Genomic DNA, 22,564 nt, shown 5'->3' with positions numbered 1-22,564 from the left:
GAAATTCCTCAATTAAGGCAGTTGGCGTTTCTGCGCTACCTGTATTTCTTTCGTACGATTCTGTCTCGGATGCTGTTAGATTATTGCTTTATTTTTAAGCTATCATAACCCATTATAGACAGGGTGACAAATTCTATACGGTATAATTAAACACGACGACGTTTTGGTGGGCGGCAACCATTGTGAGGAACAGGAGTTACATCCACGATTGCTGTAACTTCCAGACCTGCTGCTTGAAGTGAACGAATAGCTGCTTCACGTCCAGCGCCTGGTCCTTTTACTGTTACTTCCAAAGTTTTCATGCCGTTTTCGACTGCTGATTTAGCTGCAGTTTCAGCAGCCATTTGTGCTGCGAATGGTGTTGACTTTTTAGAACCTTTAAAGCCTAATGCACCTGCAGAGCTCCAGCCAACAGCATTGCCTCGTGTGTCTGTAATGGTAACGATCGTATTGTTAAATGTAGAACGGATATGTGCTATACCTGTTTCAATATTTTTTTTCACACGACGTTTACGTGTATTAGTATTACGTGCCATTGATTAGCTTACCTCCTTACATTACTTTTTCTTGTTAGCCATTGTCTTACGTGGGCCTTTACGTGTGCGTGAGTTGTTTTTCGTTTTCTGTCCACGAACTGGTAATCCACGACGGTGACGTAAACCTCTATAAGAGCCGATTTCGATTAGACGTTTGATGTTAAGGGAAACTTCACGACGAAGGTCACCTTCAGTTGTGTATGCATCAATCGTTTGACGGATTCTTCCTAACTCGTCTTCTGTTAAATCACGTACACGAGTGTCTTCAGAAACGCCTGCTTCTTTGAGGACTTTCTGTGCGGTAACTTTTCCAATTCCATAAATGTACGTTAATGAAATTACTACACGTTTATCACGTGGAATATCAATACCTGCAATACGTGCCATCTATACTTGCACCTCCTACTGTTAGCCTTGTTTTTGTTTATGCTTCGGATTTTCGCAAATCACCATTACTTTGCCTTTGCGTTTGATGACTTTGCATTTTTCACAAATTGGTTTTACAGATGCTCTTACTTTCATCATCTTTACCTCCTTTTATATCGGAGCTCGTTTATTTATAACGGTACGTAATTCGTCCTCTGGTTAAATCATACGGAGAAAGTTCAACCGTTACCTTATCACCCGGTAAGATACGGATGAAGTGCATACGGATTTTACCAGATACATGCGCTAAGACCGTATGGCCATTTTCAAGCTCAACATTAAACATTGCGTTTGGCAATGTTTCCGTTACAGTACCTTCTACTTCAATTACATCATCTTTCGCCATCGTGTAGATCTCCCTTCTTTAAATCAGTCACAACTTTACCTATAAATGTGGTTATGGCAAATCGCAATTTCCCATTTGTGACGCGACCAGTTTCTAGAAGGCTGTTTTGGACTTCTGGGGAAATATAATCCACCATCTCAACGTGATGCAGATTCTTCTTCTTTGGTCTATTCGTTTTACGCTTCTCCCCATCAGCTAACAGGACAAACTGATCATCTAAAACTCCAATGATTATTGCGTATTGGCCTGCTTCACGTCCTTGCTTAATACGAACCATCTGACCGAGCAGAGAACCCGAATTTTTTTGCACAACAGCGATCACCATCACTTAGGCTTTAGTTTAAAAGTTCCACAGGACAGGGCATAACTATTATCATCCTGTGCCAGTTTATATAAAGTAATACATGTATATTCCCTGTTTACTTACGTCATATATTATAACTTTTCAAGAATAGAATTGCATCTATTCTGTGTTAAAAGTTACATAAATAACTTATTTCTCAAGAATTGCTTGAATATCTTGGAAGACCTCATCGATATCTCGATCTCCATCTACTGTCACAAGATATCCTTTATCTTGATAAAAATCAAGTAACGGTTTTGTTTGCTTTATATTAACGGATAAACGTTTCTTAACTGTCTCTGGTTGGTCGTCTTCCCGTTGAATTAATGTAGAACCATCTTTGTCACATACACCTTCCACTTTAGGTGGGTTGTATACAACATGATACGTTGTTCCACATGTAGGACAAATTCTCCGTCCTGTTAAACGCTCTACCAATTTTTCTTCTGGTACATCTACATGTAATACGTAGTTAATTTTTCGGTTTAGCTCTGTTAGAAGTTCTTGTAAAGCTTCTGCTTGTGCAATTGTTCTTGGAAATCCATCCAAAAGAAAACCATTTTCACAATCAGCTTTACTTAAACGTTCTTTTACAATTCCAATGGTTACTTCATCTGGAACAAGTTCACCTTGATCCATAAATCCTTTAGCTTTCAAACCAAGGTCAGTACCTTCTTTGATTGCTAAACGGAACATATCCCCAGTTGAAATATGAGGGATGTTATATTTCTCTTTTATTTTCTCTGCCTGTGTACCTTTACCAGCACCAGGTAATCCCATTAAAATTAAATTCAACATTTTCCCCTCGCTCTCATTGGCAGCAGGAAATTACTTAATAAATCCTTTGTAGTGACGCTTCACTAGCTGGCTTTCTAATTGCTTCATTGTCTGTAATGCAACCCCTACAACGATTAGTAAGCTTGTGCCACCGATTTGTACTGCGGTAGGCAGATTTGCAAGACTACCTAATAGAATAGGCAGCACAGAAACAGCTGCTAAGAAAATAGCTCCAACAAATGTTAAGCGATACAAAACACGTGTTAGATAGGTTTCTGTATTTTTCCCCGGACGAATCCCCGGGATATACCCACCTTGTTTTTGTAGGTTTTCAGCCATCTGTTCAGGGTTTACTTGAACAAAGGTATAGAAATAAGTGAAAGCAATAATTAATGCTACGTATACTACCATACCAACTGGCTGCGTATAATCAAATAGATACATAATAGTTGATGCTACTTGATTGCCTTCAAAGAAACCAGCAATCGTTGTTGGAGCCATCATAAATGCAATTGCAAAGATAACAGGAATAACCCCTGAAGCATTTACTTTAATTGGCAAATGCGTTGATTGCCCTCCAACAGGAGAACGATTAACAAGTTTTTTTGCATATTGGATTGGTATTTTCCGTAATGCTTGGTTTACAAATATAACCCCAACGGTAACTGCAACAACAACCAAAGCAATTAATAGTACAATAATGATATTGATAAACAACTCATCGCCAGGATTAACAAAATACTGACTGAATAGTTGACCTACACCATTTGGTACTGCTGCTACGATTCCGGCGAAGATTAGGATTGAAATCCCGTTACCGACGCCATTTGCGGTAATTTGCTCACCAACCCACATTAAGAATGCTGTTCCACCAGTCAGTGTGATTGCAATGACAAGAAACTTCATAAAGTTAGGGTCTACAATTAGTAAACCACCAGCCATCGCATTAAATCCAACTGACATTGCAATTGCTTGAATAAATGCAAGCACAATCGTTCCATAGCGAGTAACCTGTGCGATCTTTTTACGTCCCATTTCACCTTGTTTTTTCCACTCGGTGAACTTAGGCACAACATCCATTTGCAATAATTGCATGATGATGGATGCTGTAATGTATGGCATAATTCCCATTGCAAAAATGGAGAAATTTTGAAGGGCTCCACCACCAAAGGTGTTTAGAAACCCAAATACATTTTGTTGGTTCATAAAATCAATAGCTGCTCTATCCGTAAATGGAACAGGTATAAAAGTGCCTAGACGGAAGACAATCAACATTAATAATGTGAAAATTATTTTCCGTCTAATATCAGCTACGCGCATAAAATTGGAGATTGTACGAAACATTAGATCACCTCAGTTTGACCGCCCGCTGCCTCGATTGCTTCTTTAGCTGAAGCTGAGAACTTGTGAGCTTTTACTGTCAGTTTCTTTTCGATAGTGCCACTTGCTAGTATTTTAATACCAGCATTCAGCTTACTTACGACACCTTCTTCAAGTAATAGCTCTGGTGTGATTTCAGTGCCTTCTTCAAAACGATTTAATGTATCTAAGTTTACGATTGAGTAATCTTTACGGTTGATATTTGTGAATCCACGTTTTGGTAGACGTTGGAACAAAGGCATTTGTCCACCTTCGAATCCTGGACGTACACCGCCGCCTGAACGAGCTTTTTGACCTTTGTGTCCACGACCTGATGTTTTTCCGTTTCCAGAAGCCGTTCCACGACCAACACGGTTTCTCTCTTTGCGAGTTCCTTCTGCCGCCTTCAATTCATGAAGTTTCATGCGAGCACCTCCTCTTTACGCTAATGTAAAATTAAATTTCTTTCACTGTCAACAAGTGGGACACTCGGTTTACCATACCACGTACGGCTGGAGTATCTTCAAGTACAACGGATTGACGAATCTTTTTCAAGCCCAATGCTTGAACAGTATTTCTTTGTACAGCAGTTCCACCAATGACACTGCGTGTGAGGGTGATTTCTAATTTTTTAGACATAGTGATTCCCTCCTTATCCTAACAGTTCTTCTACAGACTTTCCACGTAATTTTGCTACGTCCTCAGCTGTTTTTAAGTTTGTTAAGCCATTTAATGTTGCACGAATCATATTAATTGGTGTATTTGCACCAAGTGATTTAGTTAAAATATCACCGACACCAGCTAATTCTAAGACAGCACGAACCGGTCCACCAGAGATAACTCCAGTACCTTCTGTAGCTGGCTTCATTAGTACGTTACCAGAACCAAATCTTCCATGAATTTCATGAGGAATTGTTGTTCCAACGATTGGTACTTTAATTAAGTTTTTCTTTGCATCATCAACAGCTTTTTTGATAGCTTCAGGTACTTCTTGTGCTTTACCAGTACCAAAACCAACATGGCCATTCTTGTCACCAACAACGACAAGTGCTGCAAAGCGGAAACGACGTCCACCTTTAACAACTTTAGCAACACGGTTGACCGTCACAACGCGTTCTTCAAGATCTAATTTGTTCGGATCAATGTTAATTCTCATTCCAATGGTCCCCTCCTTATCAACTAAAATTCAAGTCCTGCTTCTCTAGCAGCATCAGCTAATGCCTTTACACGTCCATGATACAGGTATCCTCCACGGTCAAAAACGACTGATTTGTAACCTTTATCCTGAGCACGCTTAGCAATTGCTTCTCCGACTTTCTTAGCAGTGTCAACGTTCGATCCAGCTCCAATGTTAAGCTCTTTATCAGCTGTTGAAGCACTCGCAACCGTTACACCAGTAATATCATCTATTAATTGTGCATAAATATTTTTATTTGAACGATATACGTTTAGACGAGGACGCTCAGCAGTTCCGAAAAGGTTTTTACGAACGCGACCATGTCTTTTTTTACGTACAACATTTTTGGCAGGTTTTGTGATCATCTAGGTCACTCCTTTCTCGCCTAACTATTAACTATTCTTACTTAGCAGTTTTACCCTCTTTACGGCGTACATATTCACCAGCATAGCGAATACCTTTGCCTTTGTAAGGTTCTGGTGAGCGGATTGCTCTGATGTTAGCTGCAACTGCACCAACTAATTCTTTATCAATACCTTTTACAGTAAGTTCTGTGTTTTTAGGAACATCAATTTCGATTCCCTCAATTGGATCGATCTCGATTGGATGTGAATATCCAGCGTTAATTACAAGTTTGTCTCCTTGTTTTTGAGCACGATATCCGACACCAATGATTTCAAGTGATTTTTCGAAACCTTTGCTTACGCCATCAACCATGTTTGCGATCAAGCTACGAGTAGTTCCGTGCAAGGCACGATGATCCTTATGGTCACTTGGACGTTCAACTGTAATTACATTCTCTTCAATGTTAACTTTCATATCTTGGTGTAGATCTCTTGTTAATTCACCTTTAGGTCCTTTAACAGTAACTGTAACACCGTCAAGTTTAACTTCTACACCTTGTGGAATTTCAATCGGTTTAAGTCCTATACGAGACATTCCATGCACCTCCTCATTAAAAAATAATAATTACCAGACGTATGCTAGAACTTCGCCACCAACAGCTTGTGAACGTGCTTCTTTGTCAGATAACACACCTTTAGATGTTGAAACGATAGCAATACCTAAACCGTTAAGCACGCGTGGTACTTCTGTAGATTTAGCATATACACGTAGACCTGGTTTACTGATACGTTTGATACCTGTGATTACTCGTTCTTCATTTACACCGTATTTTAAGAAAATACGTAGAACACCTTGCTTGTTATCTTCAACGAATTCATAATCTTTAACAAAACCTTCACGTTTCAGGATATCAGCGATCTCTTTTTTCATTTTAGAAGCAGGAAGCTCTAATTTTTCATGTTTAACCATGTTTGCATTTCTAATACGAGTAAGCATATCTGCGATTGGATCTGTCATAACCATTACTAATTACCTCCTTCCCGAATCGGGGTTTACCAGCTTGCTTTTTTGACACCAGGAATTTGACCTTTATAGGCAAGTTCACGGAAACAAATACGGCAAAGTTTAAATTTACGAATTACAGAATGCGGACGACCACAACGTTCACAGCGTGTGTATTCTTGTACTTTGAATTTTTGCGGGCGTTTTTGCTTCGCAATCATCGATTTTTTAGCCACAAATTTCCCTCCTTGTTAGCTGTAAGCTTATTTTTGGAAAGGCATGCCTAGCTGAGTTAGTAGTTCACGAGCTTCTTCGTCAGTATTAGATGTTGTAACAATAACAATATCCATACCACGAACTTTGCTTACCTTATCGTAATTGATTTCAGGGAAAATCAATTGTTCTTTCACACCTAAAGTGTAATTCCCACGACCATCAAAAGCTTTTTTAGAAACACCACGGAAGTCACGTACACGTGGAAGTGATACCGCAATTAACTTTTGAAGGAATTCGTACATGCGCTCACCGCGAAGGGTTACTTTCGCACCGATTGGCATTCCTTCACGTAGACGGAATCCAGCGATAGATTTTTTCGCACGCGTGATTAATGGTTTTTGACCTGATAGTAATGCAAGTTCTTCAACTGCACTATCTAATGCTTTTGAGTTTTGAACTGCATCACCAACACCCATATTAACCACGATCTTTTCAATTTTTGGTACTTGCATTACGGATTTATATTCAAACTTTTTCATTAAAGATGGTGAAATTTCATCTTGATATTTTTGTTTTAATTCGTTCATAGTGGCGCCCTCCTTTCAGCACAAATTATTTATCTAATGCTTCACCGGATTTTTTCGCAATGCGGACTTTCTTACCGTCTCGCACTTCGTGTCCAACACGAGTTGGTTCACCGGTTTTTGGATCAATCGGCATTACATTAGAAACATGAATAGGAGCTTCTATGTTAAGAATTCCGCCTTGCGGATTGTCTTGAGAAGGCTTTGCGTGTTTTTGAATCATGTTAACACCCTCTACAAGCACACGCTCTTTCTTCGGAAATGCTTCTAAAATAGTACCTGTTTTACCGCGGTCTTTACCGGATAATACTTTAACTTTATCACCTTTTTTTACATGCATGCTTAACGCACCTCCTTGACAAGGTAATTCTTACTTATCGATGTTGTTCGAAACTGTTGGTAAAAATGACACATCGAAATTCTGGCGATATGCTTTATTGTTCTTCGAAACATTACGTTTCCTGAATATCACAGTTAACGAGTTATCATTGTAACTGCCATCCCGAATACAGAGCTTATCTGCGTCGAACTTCATGGTCTTTTACCTTCATATGAACAACAATTATAGAACTTCTGGAGCTAGAGATACGATTTTCATGAATTTAGCATCACGTAATTCACGCGCAACTGGTCCAAAAATACGTGTTCCTCTTGGACTTTTATCATCACGGATAATTACGGCAGCATTTTCATCAAAACGGATATAAGATCCATCTTTACGACGTGCACCAGATTTACTACGTACAACTACCGCTTTTACAACTTCGCCTTTTTTGACAACGCCGCCTGGTGTTGCTTGTTTTACAGTACAAACAATTACATCACCAATATTAGCAGTTTTACGTCCTGATCCACCCAATACTTTGATGGTTAATACTTCACGAGCACCAGAGTTATCTGCAACTTTTAAACGAGTTTCTTGTTGAATCATAACACTGTGACCTCCCTTCGGATACCTTCCGAGCGAACTTTAATTATATAATAACGGCTTCTTCTGTTACTTCAACTAGACGAAAACGCTTCGTAGCTGATAGTGGTCGAGTTTCCATGATACGAACAACATCTCCTGTTTTTGCAAGGTTGTTTTCATCATGCGCCTTGAATTTCTTCGAATACTTAACACGTTTTCCATATAATTTATGGAATTTATATGTTTCAACTAGAACAGTGATTGTTTTATCCATTTTGTCAGAAACAACACGTCCTGTGTAAACTTTACGATTATTACGCTCAGTCATTGAGGCTAACCTCCTCTCTGTAGAATCAGTTATTTACGCTTAATTCACGTTGACGTACTACAGTTTTCATACGTGCGATTGCTTTACGTACCTCACGGATACGTGCAGTGTTTTCCAACTGACCTGTAGCAAGTTGGAAACGCAAATTAAATAGTTCTTCTTTTAATGATTTAACTTTTTGTTCAATTTCGGCAGTGGTTAGATCTCTTATTTCATTAGCCTTCATTGCTTTCACCACCAATTTCTTCACGTTTTACAAATTTAGTTTTAATCGGCAGTTTGTGAGAAGCAAGTCTTAATGCTTCACGAGCAACCTCTTCGGATACACCTGCGATTTCAAACATAATTTTTCCTGGTTTAACTACTGCTACCCATCCTTCAGGAGCACCTTTCCCGGAACCCATTCGAACTTCGAGCGGTTTAGCAGTGTATGGTTTGTCTGGGAAAATTTTGATCCAAACTTTACCACCACGTTTCATGTAACGAGTCATTGCAATACGAGCTGCCTCAATTTGACGGCTTGTAATCCAAGAAGCCTCTGTTGCTTGTAAACCAAACTCACCAAAAGCAACTGTTGTACCGCCTTTTGCTTGGCCTCTCATTTTACCACGATGTTGTCTACGATATTTAACACGTTTAGGCATTAACATAGTAATGAGCACCCTCCCTTATTTATTTGTTTTTAGTTGGAAGGACTTCTCCACGATAGATCCACACTTTAACACCTAATTTACCATAAGTTGTATCAGCTTCTGCTGTACCATAATCAATATCAGCACGCAAAGTGTGTAGTGGTACTGTTCCTTCGTTATAATGTTCCGCACGAGCGATATCTGCTCCACCAAGACGTCCGGATACTTGTGTTTTAATTCCTTTAGCTCCTCCGCGCATTGCACGTTGAATTGCTTGCTTTTGAGCACGACGGAAAGAAATACGGTTTTCTAATTGACGAGCAATGTTGTCAGCTACCAATTTAGCGTTTAGATCAACTTTCTTGATTTCAACGATATTGATGTGAACTCTTTTACCTGTCAAGCTATTTAATGATTTACGTAAAGCTTCAACTTCTGAACCGCCTTTACCAATTACCATTCCTGGCTTACCAGTATGAATTGTAATATTAACACGGTTAGCTGCACGTTCGATTTCGATAGAAGAAACAGCAGCTGTGCTTAAGCGGTTTTCAAGATATTCTCTGATTTTAATATCTTCATGTAGTAAGTCTGCATAGTCTTTACCAGCATACCATTTTGACTCCCAGTCTTTAATGATACCTACGCGAAGACCTGTTGGATTCACTTTTTGACCCACTGACTATCCCTCCTTCTTTTCAGTTACCACAACTGTAATGTGGCTTGTGCGTTTGTTAATTTTACTTGCGCGTCCTTGTGCACGTGGACGGAAACGTTTCAATGTAGCACCTTCATTTACGAATGCTTCAGAAATCACTAGATTATCTGCATCCATTTCATAGTTATGTTCTGCGTTTGCTACAGCAGACTTTAGAACTTTCTCTACTACTGGAGAAGCACCGCGTTGTGTGTGGCGTAGAATCGCAATTGCTTCGCCAACATTTTTTCCTCGAATTAGATCAACTACTAAACGAACCTTACGAGGAGCAATACGAACTGATTTCGCAACGGCTTTAGCTTGCATGCCTTAGTACCTCCTCTCTTATTAGCGTCTTGTTTTCTTATCGTCGGCAGCGTGCCCTCTGTACGTACGAGTTGGCGCGAATTCACCTAATTTATGTCCGACCATATCTTCTGTAATATAAACTGGTACATGTTTACGTCCGTCATAAACAGCAATTGTGTGACCGATGAATGTTGGGAAAATTGTAGATCGACGTGACCAAGTCTTAATAACTTGTTTCTTTTCACCTTCGTTTAGGCTGTCAATCTTCTTCATTAGATGGTCATCTGCAAAAGGTCCTTTTTTCAAGCTACGACCCATGAATAAACCTCCTTCCAGAGTTGCAGACGGGCATTAGTTCCCGTCCTTACTTTACGTTTATTTTTTACGTTTACGAACAATATACTTATCAGATGGTTTGTTACGTTTACGCGTTTTGTAACCAAGTGTCGGTTTACCCCATGGTGACATTGGTGACTTACGTCCGATAGGTGCGCGTCCTTCACCACCACCGTGCGGGTGATCGTTAGGGTTCATTACAGATCCACGAACTGTTGGGCGGATACCTTTCCAGCGTGAACGACCTGCTTTACCTACACGAACTAGTTCATGTTCCGTGTTACCAACTTGGCCAATGGATGCACGGCAAGTAGAAAGGATCATGCGAACTTCGCCTGATGCTAGACGTACAAGCGTGTATTTTTCTTCACGTCCAAGAATTTGAGCTTCTGCTCCAGCTGAACGAGCGATTTGTCCACCGCGTCCTGGCTTCAATTCAATGTTGTGAATGATTGTACCTACTGGGATGTTTACAAGTGGAAGTGCATTACCAACTTTGATATCTGCATCTACACCTGATTCAATTACTTGATCTACTTTAAGTCCTTTTGGAGCTAAGATATAACGCTTTTCTCCATCTGCGTAATGGATTAGAGCAATATTAGCTGTACGGTTTGGATCATATTCAATTGTAGCAACGCGTCCTGGTATACCATCTTTATCACGTTTGAAATCGATGATACGATATTGACGCTTATGACCGCCACCTTGATGACGAACAGTTAATCTACCTTGGTTATTACGACCACCACGTTTACTTAAAGGTGCCAACAAGGATTTTTCCGGAGTATCCGTAGTAATCTCTGCAAAATCTAGCACAGACATGTTACGTCTACCGTTTGAGGTTGGTTTAAATTTTTTAATCGCCATCTTTTTCCCTCCTTCACGAATTTTTTAGATTATGCTTCAAAGAAGTCCAGTTCTTTGCTGTCTTCTGTAAGCTGTACGATAGCTTTCTTGCGATCTGAGCGATACCCGCCGTAACGACCCATTCGCTTGAACTTACCTTTAACATTCATTGTGTTAACTTTTTCTACTTTGACACCAAAGATAACTTCAACAGCATCTTTGATTTCAGTTTTGTTTGCTTTCGGGGATACTTCAAACGTATATTTTTTCTCTGCCATTAAATCAGCGGAATTCTCTGTAATGACAGGGCGTTTAATTATATCGCGTGCGTCTTTCATTATGCAAGCACCTCCCCTGCTTTTTCAGCTGCATCTTTTGTAATGATCAGCTTGTCATGCGCAAGCAAGTCGAGTACATTGATTTCATCAACAGTCAATACCTTTACAGATTGAAGGTTGTTAGCAGAACGAATTACTGTTTCGTCTGTTTCAGCAGTCACGATCAATGCTTTTGCATTAACGCTTAGCGCGTCTAACATTTTAATAACTTCTTTTGTTTTCGGAGCATCAATTGCAATGCTATCTAAAACAACTAAGCTATCTTCTTTTACTTTAGAAGACAATGCAGATTTAAGTGCTAAACGACGTACTTTCTTTGGTAGTTTATAGCTGTAGCTGCGTGGAGTTGGTCCGAACACAGTTCCACCGCCAACCCATTGTGGTGAGCGAATAGATCCTTGACGAGCACGACCAGTTCCTTTTTGACGCCATGGTTTACGACCACCGCCGCGAACTTCAGAGCGGTTTTTTACCGCGTGAGTACCCTGACGCATAGATGCGCGTTGCATCACTACTGCTTCATGTAATACATGTGTATTTGGCTCAATACCGAAAACGGAATCGTTTAATTCGAATTCTCCAGCATTACTTCCATCTTGTTTTAAAAGTGCTACTTTAGGCATGACATATCCTCCCTTCGTATGTGTGATTAGTTACCTTTTAATGCACTTGTGATTTTCACATATGATTTCTTTGCACCAGGTACATTACCTTTAATTAATAGTAGATTACGTTCTGCATCTACACTTACTACTTCTAGGTTTTGGATTGTGATTTGCTCAGAACCCATTTGTCCTGGTAATTTTTTACCTTTGAATACACGAGCTGGATAAGCTGCTGCACCCATAGAACCTGAAGATCTGTGGAAATGAGATCCGTGACCCATTGGTCCGCGACTCTGTCCGTGACGTTTGATTGATCCTTGGAATCCTTTACCTTTGGAAGTTCCAGTTACATCAATTTTGTCTCCAGCTTGGAAAGCTTCTACACTAATCTCTTGACCTACTTCATACTCGTCAAGATTTGCGTTACGGATTTCACGAACGTAGCGCTTAGGGGCTGTGCTTGCTTTTTCAGCATGACCTTTTTCCGCTTTATTCGTACGTGATTCCTTTTTATCAGCAAAACCGATTTGTATTGCTTCATAACCATCATTTTCTAATGTTCTTTTTTGCAAAACTACATTGGGCTCAGCCTGTATTACTGTTACTGGAACTAACTCTCCATTTTCAGAAAAAAGCTGAGTCATGCCGATTTTACGACCTAAGATTCCTTTCGTCATCCGTTACACCTCCTATATTAAACACGATTTTATAATTTGATTTCAATGTCCACACCAGATGGTAAGTCAAGACGCATTAATGCATCAACTGTTTTTGGTGTTGGCTCAACAATATCGATTAAGCGTTTATGTGTACGCATTTCGAATTGTTCACGAGAATCTTTATACTTGTGCACCGCACGAAGTACAGTATAGATTGATTTCTCTGTAGGTAATGGAATCGGACCAGACACTTTAGCACCTGAACGTTTCGCAGTATCTACGATTTTTTCAGCAGATTGATCTAAAATACGGTGATCATATGCTTTCAAACGAATTCTGATTTTCTCTTTTGCCATTATTTTCCCTCCTTCTCGCCCATATTATTATAGACATTCTCCGCGAAAATTTCTTAGCACCCCGCCATGGCAAAGGGGCCGGGTGTGCCAACAACCTTTCACATCATCGCCTTATGACCAACATTATTAGTATACTAAAAATGTCTAGTCTTTGCAACCACTATTTTCACATAGTCGTTTGCGCATTTCTATATTATACATATGTGCCCTAATGATTGCAAGTTATTCTAGAAAGTTTTTTAGATATACAGAAGTTTTTTGCGTTTCTTTGACAGATAGCATATTGGATAAACTTGATTGGTATTTGAAAGAAAATCCGAACTAGTGATTATTTGCTTAATCTGTGGAACAATCGCCGTCCGGGATCGCTCCGGGCGGATGCTTTCCGTGGGCACGGCTTCAGCCTCTGCGGAAGAAAACCACTTCCTGCGAGTCTTCAGACACGTGCTGTTCCCACAGGAGTCACCGCCCTACACTCACCCGGACTGGTTAGAACAACATTTTTATTTTGATAAACCATGTCAGTATAGCCAGTGAACCAGCACTAGCGGAGGAAACACACGAAGACTCCTGCGGGATACGTGGCCAGAGTGAGACTTCGCAGAACGTAGTTCAAGAAGGCTCACGGGTCACCCGCGGAAAGCGTAGTGTGTTTCCGGAGCGGTATACGTACAATCTCTTAATACACATTAGTTCGAAGTTTATATATTTTGCGTACAATGTTCCGATAGCAAGGTAAGCAAACGTGCAAAATGCAAAAAAACAGGTAACGTCGTCACGTCACCTGTTTTCATAGAAAAACTTATTATTTTTGGATAGTAGATACAACACCTGAACCTACTGTACGTCCACCTTCACGAATAGAGAAACGAGTTCCTTCTTCGATAGCGATTGGTGAAATTAGTTCAACTGTCATTTCAATGTTATCGCCAGGCATTACCATTTCAACGCCTTCTGGAAGTTGGATAACTCCAGTTACGTCAGTTGTACGGAAATAGAACTGCGGACGATAGTTTGAGAAGAATGGAGTATGACGTCCGCCTTCTTCTTTTGATAATACATAAACTTCAGATTTGAAGTTTGTGTGTGGTGTAATTGTACCAGGCTTAGCTAGTACTTGACCACGGTTGATGTCATCACGAGACACACCACGTAGTAGTGCACCAATGTTGTCACCAGCTTCAGCATAGTCAAGAAGCTTACGGAACATTTCAACACCTGTTACAGTTGTTTTGCTTGCTTCTTCAGCAAGACCGATGATTTCAACTTCATCTCCAACTTTAACTTCTCCACGCTCAACACGACCAGTTGCAACTGTTCCACGACCAGTGATTGAGAATACATCCTCAACAGGCATCATGAAAGGTTTTTCTTTGTCACGTTCTGGAGTTGGGATATACTCATCAACTGCAGCCATTAACTCAAGAATTTTTTCTTCGTATTCTGCATCGCCTTCTAGAGCTTTAAGTGCAGAACCTTTAATTACTGGTACATCATCACCAGGGAAATCGTACTCAGTTAATAGATCGCGAACTTCCATTTCTACTAATTCAAGAAGCTCTTCATCATCTACCATATCTGTTTTGTTAAGGAATACTACGAAAGCTGGTACCCCAACGTTACGAGATAAAAGGATGTGCTCACGAGTTTGTGGCATTGGGCCATCAGCAGCAGATACTACTAGGATAGCTCCGTCCATTTGTGCAGCACCAGTGATCATGTTTTTAACATAGTCAGCGTGACCAGGGCAGTCAACGTGTGCATAGTGACGAGTTTCAGTTTCGTATTCTACGTGAGAAGTTGAGATTGTGATACCACGTTCTCTTTCTTCTGGTGCACCATCAATTTGGTCATAGCCACGAGCTTCCCCACCACCGTGTTTTGCAAGTACAGTTGTGATAGCAGCTGTTAATGTAGTTTTACCATGGTCAACGTGTCCTAAAGTACCAACGTTAACGTGGCTTTTGGAGCGATCGAATTTTTCTTTAGCCATTTATAGTTCCTCCTTTAAATAAATAAAAGTGTTTTTTTAAAATTATATAATCAACTAAGAAGTAACAACTTCAAGTTATCCCTTAGCCTTTATACTAATTGTTATACGTTAGATTAAGGAAAAAATCAATTATTTACCTGTGTTTTTCTCGATAATTTCCTCAGAAATGCTTTTCGGCACTTCTTCATAATGGTCGAATGTCATTGTGTATGTTCCACGACCTTGTGTATTTGAACGTAGGGCAGTTGCGTAACCAAACATTTCTGCTAATGGTACAAAACCTTTAACAAGCTGTGCGTTTCCGCGTGCTTCCATACCTTCAATACGTCCACGACGTGATGTTACATCACCCATGATGTCTCCCATGTACTCTTCCGGAATTACGATTTCTACTCGCATCATTGGTTCTAGAAGGACAGGATTACATTTGTTTTTAGCAGCTTTTAATGCCATTGATGCAGCTACTTTAAATGCCATCTCGTTGGAGTCAACATCATGATAGCTTCCATCGAATAATGTTGCTTTTACGTCGATTAGTGGGAATCCAGCTAATACACCGTTATCCATCGCTTCTGATACACCTTGCTCAACTGCAGGAATGTATTCACGTGGTACTACACCACCAACGATTTTGTTTTCAAATTCAAATCCAGCACCTGTTTCGTTAGGCTCGAATTTGATCCAAACGTGACCGAATTGTCCGCGTCCACCAGACTGACGTACGAATTTACCTTCAACTTCAGCAGCTTGACGGAACGTTTCACGGTATGCAACCTGAGGTGCACCTACGTTTGCTTCTACTTTAAATTCGCGCTTCAAACGGTCAACAATAATATCAAGGTGAAGCTCACCCATACCAGAGATAATTGTTTGACCAGTTTCTGGATTTGTTTCAGTTCTGAATGTTGGATCCTCTTCAGCTAATTTAGCTAAAGCAGTACCCATTTTATCTTGGTCAGCTTTTGTTTTTGGCTCAATAGCAACCGAGATAACTGGTTCTGGGAATTCCATGGACTCTAAAATAACAAGATTTTTTTCATCACATAGTGTATCCCCGGTAGATGTATCCTTTAATCCAACCGCAGCAGCAATTTCACCTGCATATGCAGTAGAAATCTCTTCACGGGAGTTTGCGTGCATTTGAAGGATACGTCCTACACGTTCACGCTTATCCTTAACGGAGTTCTTCACGTAAGAGCCTGAATCTAACGTTCCAGAGTATACGCGGAAGAAAGTTAACTTTCCAACAAATGGATCTGTCATAACTTTAAATGCTAAAGCAGAGAATGGTGCGTCATCAGATGATGGACGAGATACAGCTTCTTCAGTTCCAGGCACGATACCTTCGATTGGAGGTACATCTGTTGGAGCTGGAAGATAGTCAATAACACCATCAAGCATCAATTGAACACCTTTGTTTTTAAATGCTGAACCACAGAATACTGGGTAGAATTCAACATTTAGTGTTGCTTGACGAATCGCTGCTTTTAATTCCTCGTTAGAGATTTCTTCTCCTTCAAGGTATTTCATCATCAGCTCTTCATCAGTTTCAGAGACAGCTTCGATTAAGTTACCACGTAATTCTTCAGCTTGTTCTACCAATTCTGCCGGGATCTCACTTGACTCAGAAAGTGTACCCAAATCATCTTTATAAGAATAAGCTTCCATCGTGATTAAATCGATAATGCCGCTGAATTGATCTTCAGCACCGATTGGCATCTGAACCGGATGTGCGTTTGCACCCAAGCGATCTTTCAATGTTCCAGTAGAATACAAGAAGTCTGCACCTGTTTTATCCATTTTGTTAATGAAAACGATACGTGGTACACCGTACGTTGTAGCTTGGCGCCATACCGTTTCTGTTTGTGGTTCTACACCTGATTGTGCATCAAGAACTGTAACAGCTCCATCAAGTACACGCAATGAACGCTCAACTTCAACTGTGAAATCTACGTGTCCAGGTGTATCAATGATGTTGATGCGGTGTTCTTTCCAAGCAGCAGTTGTTGCAGCGGAAGTAATTGTAATTCCACGCTCCTGCTCCTGCTCCATCCAGTCCATTTGTGAAGCACCTTCATGTGTTTCACCAATCTTGTGAATACGTCCTGTATAGAAAAGAATACGCTCAGTAGTAGTGGTTTTACCTGCATCAATATGCGCCATAATCCCAATATTACGCGTCTTTTCCAAGGAGAACTCTCTAGCCATGTATTCTTCTCCTTCCTCTTAAAAGCTTTTGTTAGATTTATATTACCAACGGTAGTGAGCGAATGCTTTGTTCGCTTCTGCCATTTTATGCATTTCTTCACGTCTCTTAACAGCAGCTCCTGTGTTGTTAGAAGCATCCAAGATTTCATTAGCAAGACGCTCTTCCATTGTTTTCTCTCCACGCAGACGTGAATAGTTAACGATGTAACGTAATCCTAATGCTTGACGACGCTCAGGGCGAACCTCAACTGGTACTTGGTAGTTAGAACCACCAACACGGCGGGCACGAACTTCAAGTACAGGCATTACGTTTTTCATAGCTTGCTCAAAAACTTCCATTGCGTTTTGACCGCTTCTTTCAGCAACTAGTTCAAACGCATTATAAAGAATTTTTTGTGCTTTCCCACGTTTACCATCAATCATAATTTGATTGATCAAACGAGTTACTAATTTTGAATTATAAAGCGGATCTGGCAATACATCACGTTTTGGCACTGGTCCTTTACGAGGCATACTAGTATCCTCCTTTCCTATCTATTATATTTTAAAGCTTATTTTTTCTCTTTTGGTCTTTTCGTACCGTATTTAGAACGTCCTTGCATACGTCCTTCTACTCCTGCAGTATCAAGCGCACCACGAACGATGTGGTAACGTACCCCTGGTAAGTCTTTTACACGACCACCACGAATTAGTACAACACTATGTTCTTGTAAGTTGTGTCCGATACCTGGGATATATGCAGTTACTTCCATGTTATTTGATAAACGAACACGCGCATATTTACGAAGTGCAGAGTTCGGTTTCTTTGGAGTTAGTGTACCAACACGTGTACAAACACCACGTTTTTGTGGAGAGCTTTGGTCCGTAAGTCTCTTTTTGAAACTGTTGTACCCTTTGTTAAGTGCTGGTGAATCGGATTTCTTTACTTTACTAACACGTCCTTTGCGGACTAACTGATTAATAGTAGGCATTATTGATGTCCTCCCTTCCAAATTAAATTATTAAATTAAAATCAGCAATCAGATCTTCCTGAACACCGATTGTAATACCACACATCCAGGTGGTTCATATTTAGGTAAAAAATAAGATTTTAGTGATTTGACACACTAAAATAGTTATTTCCTAAGCGCTACTGTTGCTGCACCTACCTTAATGCCACAAGCGGCACCAAGCTTTTTCATGGAATCCACACGCTGATATGGTATACCTTGTTCAATTGCCAGACTGACTACTTCTTGTGTTAATTGCTTGTCAGCATCTTCAGCAATATACACTTCACTTACCTCACCATTTTTCATGGCTTTCAGTGTTTGCTTCTTCCCAACGATTATACTTGACTTGAGCTTTGTCACTTTTTCATAAGACATTTTGCTATCCTCCAAAGTAACAAGTATAACGGGAGCACCTTGAATATAGTACCATTCTCGTTTTTTAATGTCAACATATAAATGGCTATATTTTTTGGTGATCCCGATTTTTTTACTTGTTTAGCTTCTATCAGTTCTTTAATCAGGAACGGACTAGAATCATCACGTTAACTTAAAACAGCCGTTATTATTGAACTGTTTCTGTTTCTTCTTCAACTTGCGCTTCCTCTGGACGATCCATATCTGCTTTAATGCTTCGGTATTGTTGCATTCCAGTACCTGCTGGAACCAGTTTACCGATAATAACATTTTCTTTTAAGCCGAGTAATTCATCGCGCTTTCCTTTAATTGCTGCATCCGTAAGAACACGAGTTGTTTCTTGGAATGATGCGGCAGAAAGGAATGAGTCTGTTTCAAGAGATGCTTTTGTAATACCAAGTAATACCGGTCGACCTGTTGCCGGGTCTCCGCCAGTGTTTAGCACGGTATGGTTGGCATCTTTGAATTGGTGTAATTCAAGTAAGGAACCTGGTAAAACGTCAGTATCACCAGCAGAATTAACACGAACTTTACGAAGCATTTGACGAACCATTACTTCTACGTGCTTATCACCAATTTCTACCCCTTGCATACGGTAAACGCGTTGCACTTCACGAAGCAAGTAATCTTGAACACCGTCTACACCTTTTATACGAAGGAGTTCTTTTGGATCAACAGAACCTTCAGTGAGCTCTTGTCCGGCTACAACTGTATCTCCGATTGTAACCTTCATGCGAGCGTTGTATGGAACTGCATACGAGCGTTGCTCAACAGCGCCTTGGATAACAACCTCTTGCTTATCCTTGACCTCTTTAAATTCTAGAACAGTACCATCAATTTCAGTAATTACTGCTTGCCCTTTTGGATTACGTGCTTCAAATAATTCTTGAATACGCGGTAAACCTTGTGTAATATCGTCTCCGGCAACCCCACCGGTATGGAACGTACGCATTGTAAGCTGTGTACCTGGCTCACCGATCGATTGAGCTGCAATAATACCTACAGCTTCTCCTACTTCCACATCAGCACCTGTTGCTAGGTTGCGGCCATAACATTTCTGACAAACACCATGTTTCGTATTACATGTAAACGCAGTTCGAATCGTTACCTCTTCAATACCTGCTTCCACAATTACTTTCGCTTGGTCTTCTGTAATCAGATCGTTCTTTCCGACAATCAGCTCTCCTGTTTCTGGATGTTTTACATTCATGAAAGCAGTTCGGCCAATCAAACGGTCGAGTAGTGGTTCAATGACTTCCGAACCATCGACTAATGCAGACACGGACAAGCCACGATCAGTTCCACAATCTGCTTCACGGATAATAACATCCTGTGCTACATCAACAAGTCGTCTTGTTAAGTAACCAGAGTCAGCAGTTTTTAGTGCTGTATCCGCAAGTCCCTTACGTGCACCGTGTGTTGAAATAAAGTACTCAAGTACTGTTAAACCTTCACGGAAACTTGATTTAATCGGGATCTCAATGATACGTCCACCCGGGTCGGCCATAAGTCCACGCATACCTGCAAGCTGTGTAAAGTTAGAAGCGTTACCCCTCGCTCCAGAATCACTCATCATAAAGATTGGGTTTCGATTACTTAATGAACCCATCAATTTATCTTGAATGACATCTTTCGCTTGAGACCAAATCGAAATAACTCGATCATAGCGCTCTTCCTCGGTAATCAACCCACGACGGAATTGCTTTAGTACTTTGTCTACTTTTATTTGTGCTTCATCTAAGATCTTTTCTTTTTCAGCCAATACAACGATATCCGAAATACCAACTGTCATACCAGCTTTTGTTGAATAGCTAAATCCAAGATCCTTCATTCGGTCAAGCATTTTAGACGTTTCCGTGATTTTATATCGTTTAAATACTTCTGCGATAATATCGCCTAAGAAGCCTTTCTTAAACGGTTTGATTATTTCGCGTTTTTTAATTTCCTCTTTAATATTAGCGCCGCGTTCTACAAAATAATGCTCTGGAGTTTTTTCCTCAAGATTTGTTTTGGACGGTTCATTAATATATGGGAATGACTCTGGTAAGATTTCATTGAAAATTAACTTACCAACCGTCGTTAGCATTATTTGGCTGTTTTGCTCCTCTGTAAATGTCTTGTTATGAAGACTAGAGGCATCTACACCCACACGCGTATGCAAGTGAACATAACCGTTTTGATATGCAATAAACGCTTCGTTAGCATCTTTAAAGATACTTCCTTCACCGACAGCATCTTCACGCTCAAGCGTCAAGTAATAGTTTCCTAATACCATATCCTGTGACGGTGTTACAACCGGTTTCCCGTCTTTCGGGTTTAAGATATTTTGAGCAGCAAGCATTAGAATACGAGCTTCTGCTTGCGCTTCTGCTGATAAAGGTACGTGAACAGCCATTTGGTCACCATCAAAGTCAGCGTTATAAGCAGTACATACTAGTGGATGCAGACGAATTGCACGACCATCTACCAATGTCGGTTCAAATGCTTGGATACCTAATCGGTGCAAGGTTGGTGCTCGGTTAAGGAGAACAGGGTGCTCCTTAATCACATCTTCCAATACATCCCATACATCAGGATGTACACGTTCAATTTTACGCTTAGCTGATTTAATGTTATGTGCAAGACCTCGTTCTACGAGCTCTTTCATGATAAATGGTTTGAAAAGCTCTAATGCCATCTCTCTAGGCAGTCCACATTGGTACATTTTTAGGTTTGGACCTACAACGATTACGGAACGTCCGGAATAATCCACACGTTTTCCAAGTAAGTTTTGACGGAAACGTCCTTGCTTCCCTTTTAACATGTGAGATAAGGATTTCAATGGACGATTACCTGGTCCTGTAACCGGACGGCCGCGACGACCATTATCGATCAATGCATCAACCGCTTCTTGAAGCATACGTTTTTCGTTTTGCACAATAATGCTTGGTGCTCCAAGATCTAATAAGCGTTTCAAACGATTGTTACGATTAATTACACGGCGATACAAGTCGTTCAAGTCGGAAGTTGCGAAACGTCCACCATCCAATTGTACCATCGGACGAATTTCTGGTGGTATAACCGGAAGAACATCTAATACCATCCAACTCGTATCATTACCAGAATGACGGAATGCTTCCATCACTTCTAAACGTTTGATTGCTCGTGTTCTTCGTTGCCCTTGTGCTGATTTTAGTTCTTCTCTCAATGCATCTACTTCTTTTTCAAGGTCAATATCCTGAAGAAGCTTACGAATCGCTTCTGCACCCATTTGTGCTTTAAATGTATTGCCATACTTATCATAATAAGCACGGTATTCTTTTTCCGATAATAACTGTTTTTTCTCCAAAGGAGTGCCGCCTGGATCTGTAACGATATACGCAGCGAAATAAATAACCTCTTCCAACGCACGCGGAGACATATCTAACACAAGGCCCATTCGACTTGGAATTCCTTTAAAATACCAGATATGGGAAACAGGTGCAGCAAGTTCAATATGACCCATGCGTTCACGGCGAACTTTCGCCTTCGTCACTTCAACACCACAACGATCACAAACTACGCCTTTATAGCGCACGCGTTTGTACTTCCCGCAATGACATTCCCAGTCCTTCTGTGGTCCAAAAATACGCTCACAGAACAAGCCATCCTTTTCTGGCTTTAACGTACGATAGTTAATTGTTTCTGGTTTTTTCACTTCACCGTAAGACCAAGAACGGATTTTTTCTGGTGAAGCAAGACCTATTTTCATATACTCAAAATTATTTACATCTAACAAGGGGCAATCCTCCCTTTTTAATGTGCAATTTTACCTCTGGATTCATGTAAAAATAATTATATACAACAGA

The 22,564-nt window shown here is 40.3% G+C and carries 34 protein-coding genes; all 34 read right to left on the bottom strand.

From position 1 onward, the window contains the following. Positions 1-146 precede the first annotated feature (146 nt). Entirely contained in the window at positions 147-536 is a 390-nt protein-coding gene (gene rpsK / locus MHH64_RS03325) for a 30S ribosomal protein S11 (RefSeq protein ID WP_095313515.1), read from the bottom strand. Between the two features lie 21 nt (positions 537-557). Then, positions 558-923, bottom strand: coding sequence for a 30S ribosomal protein S13 (rpsM, locus tag MHH64_RS03320; protein ID WP_095313517.1), 366 nt, complete (start codon positions 921-923; stop codon positions 558-560). 21 nt (positions 924-944) lie between these two features. Beyond that, complete coding sequence (rpmJ, locus tag MHH64_RS03315; RefSeq protein ID WP_010095733.1) at positions 945-1,058, bottom strand: 50S ribosomal protein L36; 114 nt, start codon at positions 1,056-1,058, stop codon at positions 945-947. Positions 1,059-1,089: 31 nt separating this feature from the next. Next, entirely contained in the window at positions 1,090-1,308 is a 219-nt protein-coding gene (gene infA / locus MHH64_RS03310) for a translation initiation factor IF-1 (RefSeq protein WP_010095735.1), read from the bottom strand. Further along, the gene (locus tag MHH64_RS03305) at positions 1,295-1,633 is read right to left on the bottom strand and encodes a KOW domain-containing RNA-binding protein (RefSeq protein ID WP_095313519.1); all 339 of its coding nucleotides are present in this window, start codon (positions 1,631-1,633) and stop codon (positions 1,295-1,297) included. The genes infA and MHH64_RS03305 overlap by 14 nt, the downstream gene beginning before the upstream one ends. A 168-nt stretch (positions 1,634-1,801) precedes the next feature. Continuing rightward, complete coding sequence (locus MHH64_RS03300; protein WP_095313521.1) at positions 1,802-2,446, bottom strand: adenylate kinase; 645 nt, start codon at positions 2,444-2,446, stop codon at positions 1,802-1,804. A 33-nt stretch (positions 2,447-2,479) separates the two neighbouring features. Then, positions 2,480-3,772 (bottom strand): preprotein translocase subunit SecY, encoded by a 1,293-nt coding sequence (gene secY, locus MHH64_RS03295; protein WP_095313523.1) that lies wholly within the window; start codon positions 3,770-3,772, stop codon positions 2,480-2,482. After that, on the bottom strand, positions 3,772-4,212 hold the full coding sequence (rplO, locus tag MHH64_RS03290) for a 50S ribosomal protein L15 (RefSeq protein ID WP_095313524.1): 441 nt from the start codon (positions 4,210-4,212) through the stop codon (positions 3,772-3,774). The genes secY and rplO overlap by 1 nt, the downstream gene beginning before the upstream one ends. 31 nt (positions 4,213-4,243) lie before the next feature. Then, positions 4,244-4,426 carry a 50S ribosomal protein L30 gene (gene rpmD / locus MHH64_RS03285; RefSeq protein ID WP_095313526.1) on the bottom strand — a complete coding sequence of 61 codons (183 nt, stop codon included), beginning with the start codon at positions 4,424-4,426 and terminating at the stop codon, positions 4,244-4,246. Between the two features lie 13 nt (positions 4,427-4,439). Continuing rightward, on the bottom strand, positions 4,440-4,943 hold the full coding sequence (gene rpsE / locus MHH64_RS03280; protein ID WP_095313528.1) for a 30S ribosomal protein S5: 504 nt from the start codon (positions 4,941-4,943) through the stop codon (positions 4,440-4,442). Between the two features lie 23 nt (positions 4,944-4,966). Then, positions 4,967-5,329 (bottom strand): 50S ribosomal protein L18, encoded by a 363-nt coding sequence (rplR, locus tag MHH64_RS03275; RefSeq protein ID WP_095313530.1) that lies wholly within the window; start codon positions 5,327-5,329, stop codon positions 4,967-4,969. Between the two features lie 37 nt (positions 5,330-5,366). Further along, complete coding sequence (gene rplF, locus MHH64_RS03270; protein WP_095313531.1) at positions 5,367-5,903, bottom strand: 50S ribosomal protein L6; 537 nt, start codon at positions 5,901-5,903, stop codon at positions 5,367-5,369. Positions 5,904-5,933: 30 nt separating this feature from the next. Further along, positions 5,934-6,332 (bottom strand): 30S ribosomal protein S8, encoded by a 399-nt coding sequence (gene rpsH / locus MHH64_RS03265; protein ID WP_095313533.1) that lies wholly within the window; start codon positions 6,330-6,332, stop codon positions 5,934-5,936. A gap of 29 nt (positions 6,333-6,361) precedes the next feature. Further along, the gene (rpsN, locus tag MHH64_RS03260) at positions 6,362-6,547 is read right to left on the bottom strand and encodes a 30S ribosomal protein S14 (protein WP_011064535.1); all 186 of its coding nucleotides are present in this window, start codon (positions 6,545-6,547) and stop codon (positions 6,362-6,364) included. A gap of 27 nt (positions 6,548-6,574) precedes the next feature. Continuing rightward, positions 6,575-7,114: a 50S ribosomal protein L5 gene (gene rplE, locus MHH64_RS03255; protein WP_095313535.1), complete on the bottom strand. Its 540-nt coding sequence runs from the start codon at positions 7,112-7,114 to the stop codon at positions 6,575-6,577. Between the two features lie 25 nt (positions 7,115-7,139). Further along, entirely contained in the window at positions 7,140-7,451 is a 312-nt protein-coding gene (rplX, locus tag MHH64_RS03250) for a 50S ribosomal protein L24 (RefSeq protein WP_118890047.1), read from the bottom strand. A gap of 222 nt (positions 7,452-7,673) precedes the next feature. Next, complete coding sequence (gene rplN, locus MHH64_RS03245) at positions 7,674-8,042, bottom strand: 50S ribosomal protein L14 (protein WP_095313539.1); 369 nt, start codon at positions 8,040-8,042, stop codon at positions 7,674-7,676. Positions 8,043-8,085: 43 nt separating this feature from the next. Continuing rightward, positions 8,086-8,349, bottom strand: coding sequence for a 30S ribosomal protein S17 (rpsQ, locus tag MHH64_RS03240; protein WP_095313540.1), 264 nt, complete (start codon positions 8,347-8,349; stop codon positions 8,086-8,088). Between the two features lie 25 nt (positions 8,350-8,374). Continuing rightward, positions 8,375-8,575: a 50S ribosomal protein L29 gene (gene rpmC, locus MHH64_RS03235; protein ID WP_087975050.1), complete on the bottom strand. Its 201-nt coding sequence runs from the start codon at positions 8,573-8,575 to the stop codon at positions 8,375-8,377. After that, complete coding sequence (gene rplP, locus MHH64_RS03230) at positions 8,565-8,999, bottom strand: 50S ribosomal protein L16 (RefSeq protein ID WP_026680240.1); 435 nt, start codon at positions 8,997-8,999, stop codon at positions 8,565-8,567. Before rplP ends, rpmC begins: the two co-directional genes overlap by 11 nt. A 22-nt stretch (positions 9,000-9,021) precedes the next feature. Continuing rightward, a complete protein-coding gene (gene rpsC, locus MHH64_RS03225) occupies positions 9,022-9,660 on the bottom strand; it encodes a 30S ribosomal protein S3 (RefSeq protein ID WP_095313542.1) in 639 nt (212 codons plus the stop codon). Between the two features lie 3 nt (positions 9,661-9,663). Then, positions 9,664-10,005 carry a 50S ribosomal protein L22 gene (gene rplV / locus MHH64_RS03220; RefSeq protein WP_095313544.1) on the bottom strand — a complete coding sequence of 114 codons (342 nt, stop codon included), beginning with the start codon at positions 10,003-10,005 and terminating at the stop codon, positions 9,664-9,666. Positions 10,006-10,026: 21 nt separating this feature from the next. Beyond that, on the bottom strand, positions 10,027-10,305 hold the full coding sequence (gene rpsS, locus MHH64_RS03215) for a 30S ribosomal protein S19 (RefSeq protein ID WP_095313546.1): 279 nt from the start codon (positions 10,303-10,305) through the stop codon (positions 10,027-10,029). Positions 10,306-10,362: 57 nt separating this feature from the next. Continuing rightward, positions 10,363-11,193 (bottom strand): 50S ribosomal protein L2, encoded by an 831-nt coding sequence (rplB, locus tag MHH64_RS03210; protein ID WP_095313547.1) that lies wholly within the window; start codon positions 11,191-11,193, stop codon positions 10,363-10,365. Positions 11,194-11,222: 29 nt separating this feature from the next. Continuing rightward, a complete protein-coding gene (gene rplW / locus MHH64_RS03205) occupies positions 11,223-11,510 on the bottom strand; it encodes a 50S ribosomal protein L23 (RefSeq protein ID WP_095313549.1) in 288 nt (95 codons plus the stop codon). Continuing rightward, positions 11,510-12,133, bottom strand: coding sequence for a 50S ribosomal protein L4 (gene rplD, locus MHH64_RS03200; protein ID WP_095313550.1), 624 nt, complete (start codon positions 12,131-12,133; stop codon positions 11,510-11,512). Before rplD ends, rplW begins: the two co-directional genes overlap by 1 nt. A gap of 26 nt (positions 12,134-12,159) precedes the next feature. Then, a complete protein-coding gene (rplC, locus tag MHH64_RS03195; protein WP_095313552.1) occupies positions 12,160-12,792 on the bottom strand; it encodes a 50S ribosomal protein L3 in 633 nt (210 codons plus the stop codon). 29 nt (positions 12,793-12,821) lie between these two features. After that, positions 12,822-13,130 carry a 30S ribosomal protein S10 gene (gene rpsJ, locus MHH64_RS03190; RefSeq protein WP_095313553.1) on the bottom strand — a complete coding sequence of 103 codons (309 nt, stop codon included), beginning with the start codon at positions 13,128-13,130 and terminating at the stop codon, positions 12,822-12,824. Between the two features lie 805 nt (positions 13,131-13,935). Further along, positions 13,936-15,123: an elongation factor Tu gene (gene tuf, locus MHH64_RS03185; protein WP_118890046.1), complete on the bottom strand. Its 1,188-nt coding sequence runs from the start codon at positions 15,121-15,123 to the stop codon at positions 13,936-13,938. Positions 15,124-15,252: 129 nt separating this feature from the next. Next, a complete protein-coding gene (gene fusA, locus MHH64_RS03180; RefSeq protein ID WP_118890045.1) occupies positions 15,253-17,331 on the bottom strand; it encodes an elongation factor G in 2,079 nt (692 codons plus the stop codon). Positions 17,332-17,373: 42 nt separating this feature from the next. Next, the gene (rpsG, locus tag MHH64_RS03175; protein WP_095313562.1) at positions 17,374-17,844 is read right to left on the bottom strand and encodes a 30S ribosomal protein S7; all 471 of its coding nucleotides are present in this window, start codon (positions 17,842-17,844) and stop codon (positions 17,374-17,376) included. Between the two features lie 38 nt (positions 17,845-17,882). Then, positions 17,883-18,302, bottom strand: a complete 420-nt coding sequence (gene rpsL / locus MHH64_RS03170) for a 30S ribosomal protein S12 (RefSeq protein ID WP_095313564.1) — start codon at positions 18,300-18,302, stop codon at positions 17,883-17,885. A 144-nt stretch (positions 18,303-18,446) separates the two neighbouring features. After that, complete coding sequence (locus tag MHH64_RS03165; RefSeq protein ID WP_095313566.1) at positions 18,447-18,698, bottom strand: 50S ribosomal protein L7ae-like protein; 252 nt, start codon at positions 18,696-18,698, stop codon at positions 18,447-18,449. Positions 18,699-18,885: 187 nt separating this feature from the next. Further along, a complete protein-coding gene (gene rpoC, locus MHH64_RS03160) occupies positions 18,886-22,494 on the bottom strand; it encodes a DNA-directed RNA polymerase subunit beta' (protein ID WP_095313568.1) in 3,609 nt (1,202 codons plus the stop codon). Positions 22,495-22,564 lie beyond the last annotated feature (70 nt).

This window comes from Oceanobacillus sp. FSL K6-0127 (genome assembly GCF_037983385.1).
GTDB lineage: Bacteria > Bacillota > Bacilli > Bacillales > Amphibacillaceae > Oceanobacillus > Oceanobacillus profundus.
This window is presented reverse-complemented; position numbering and strand designations above follow the sequence as displayed.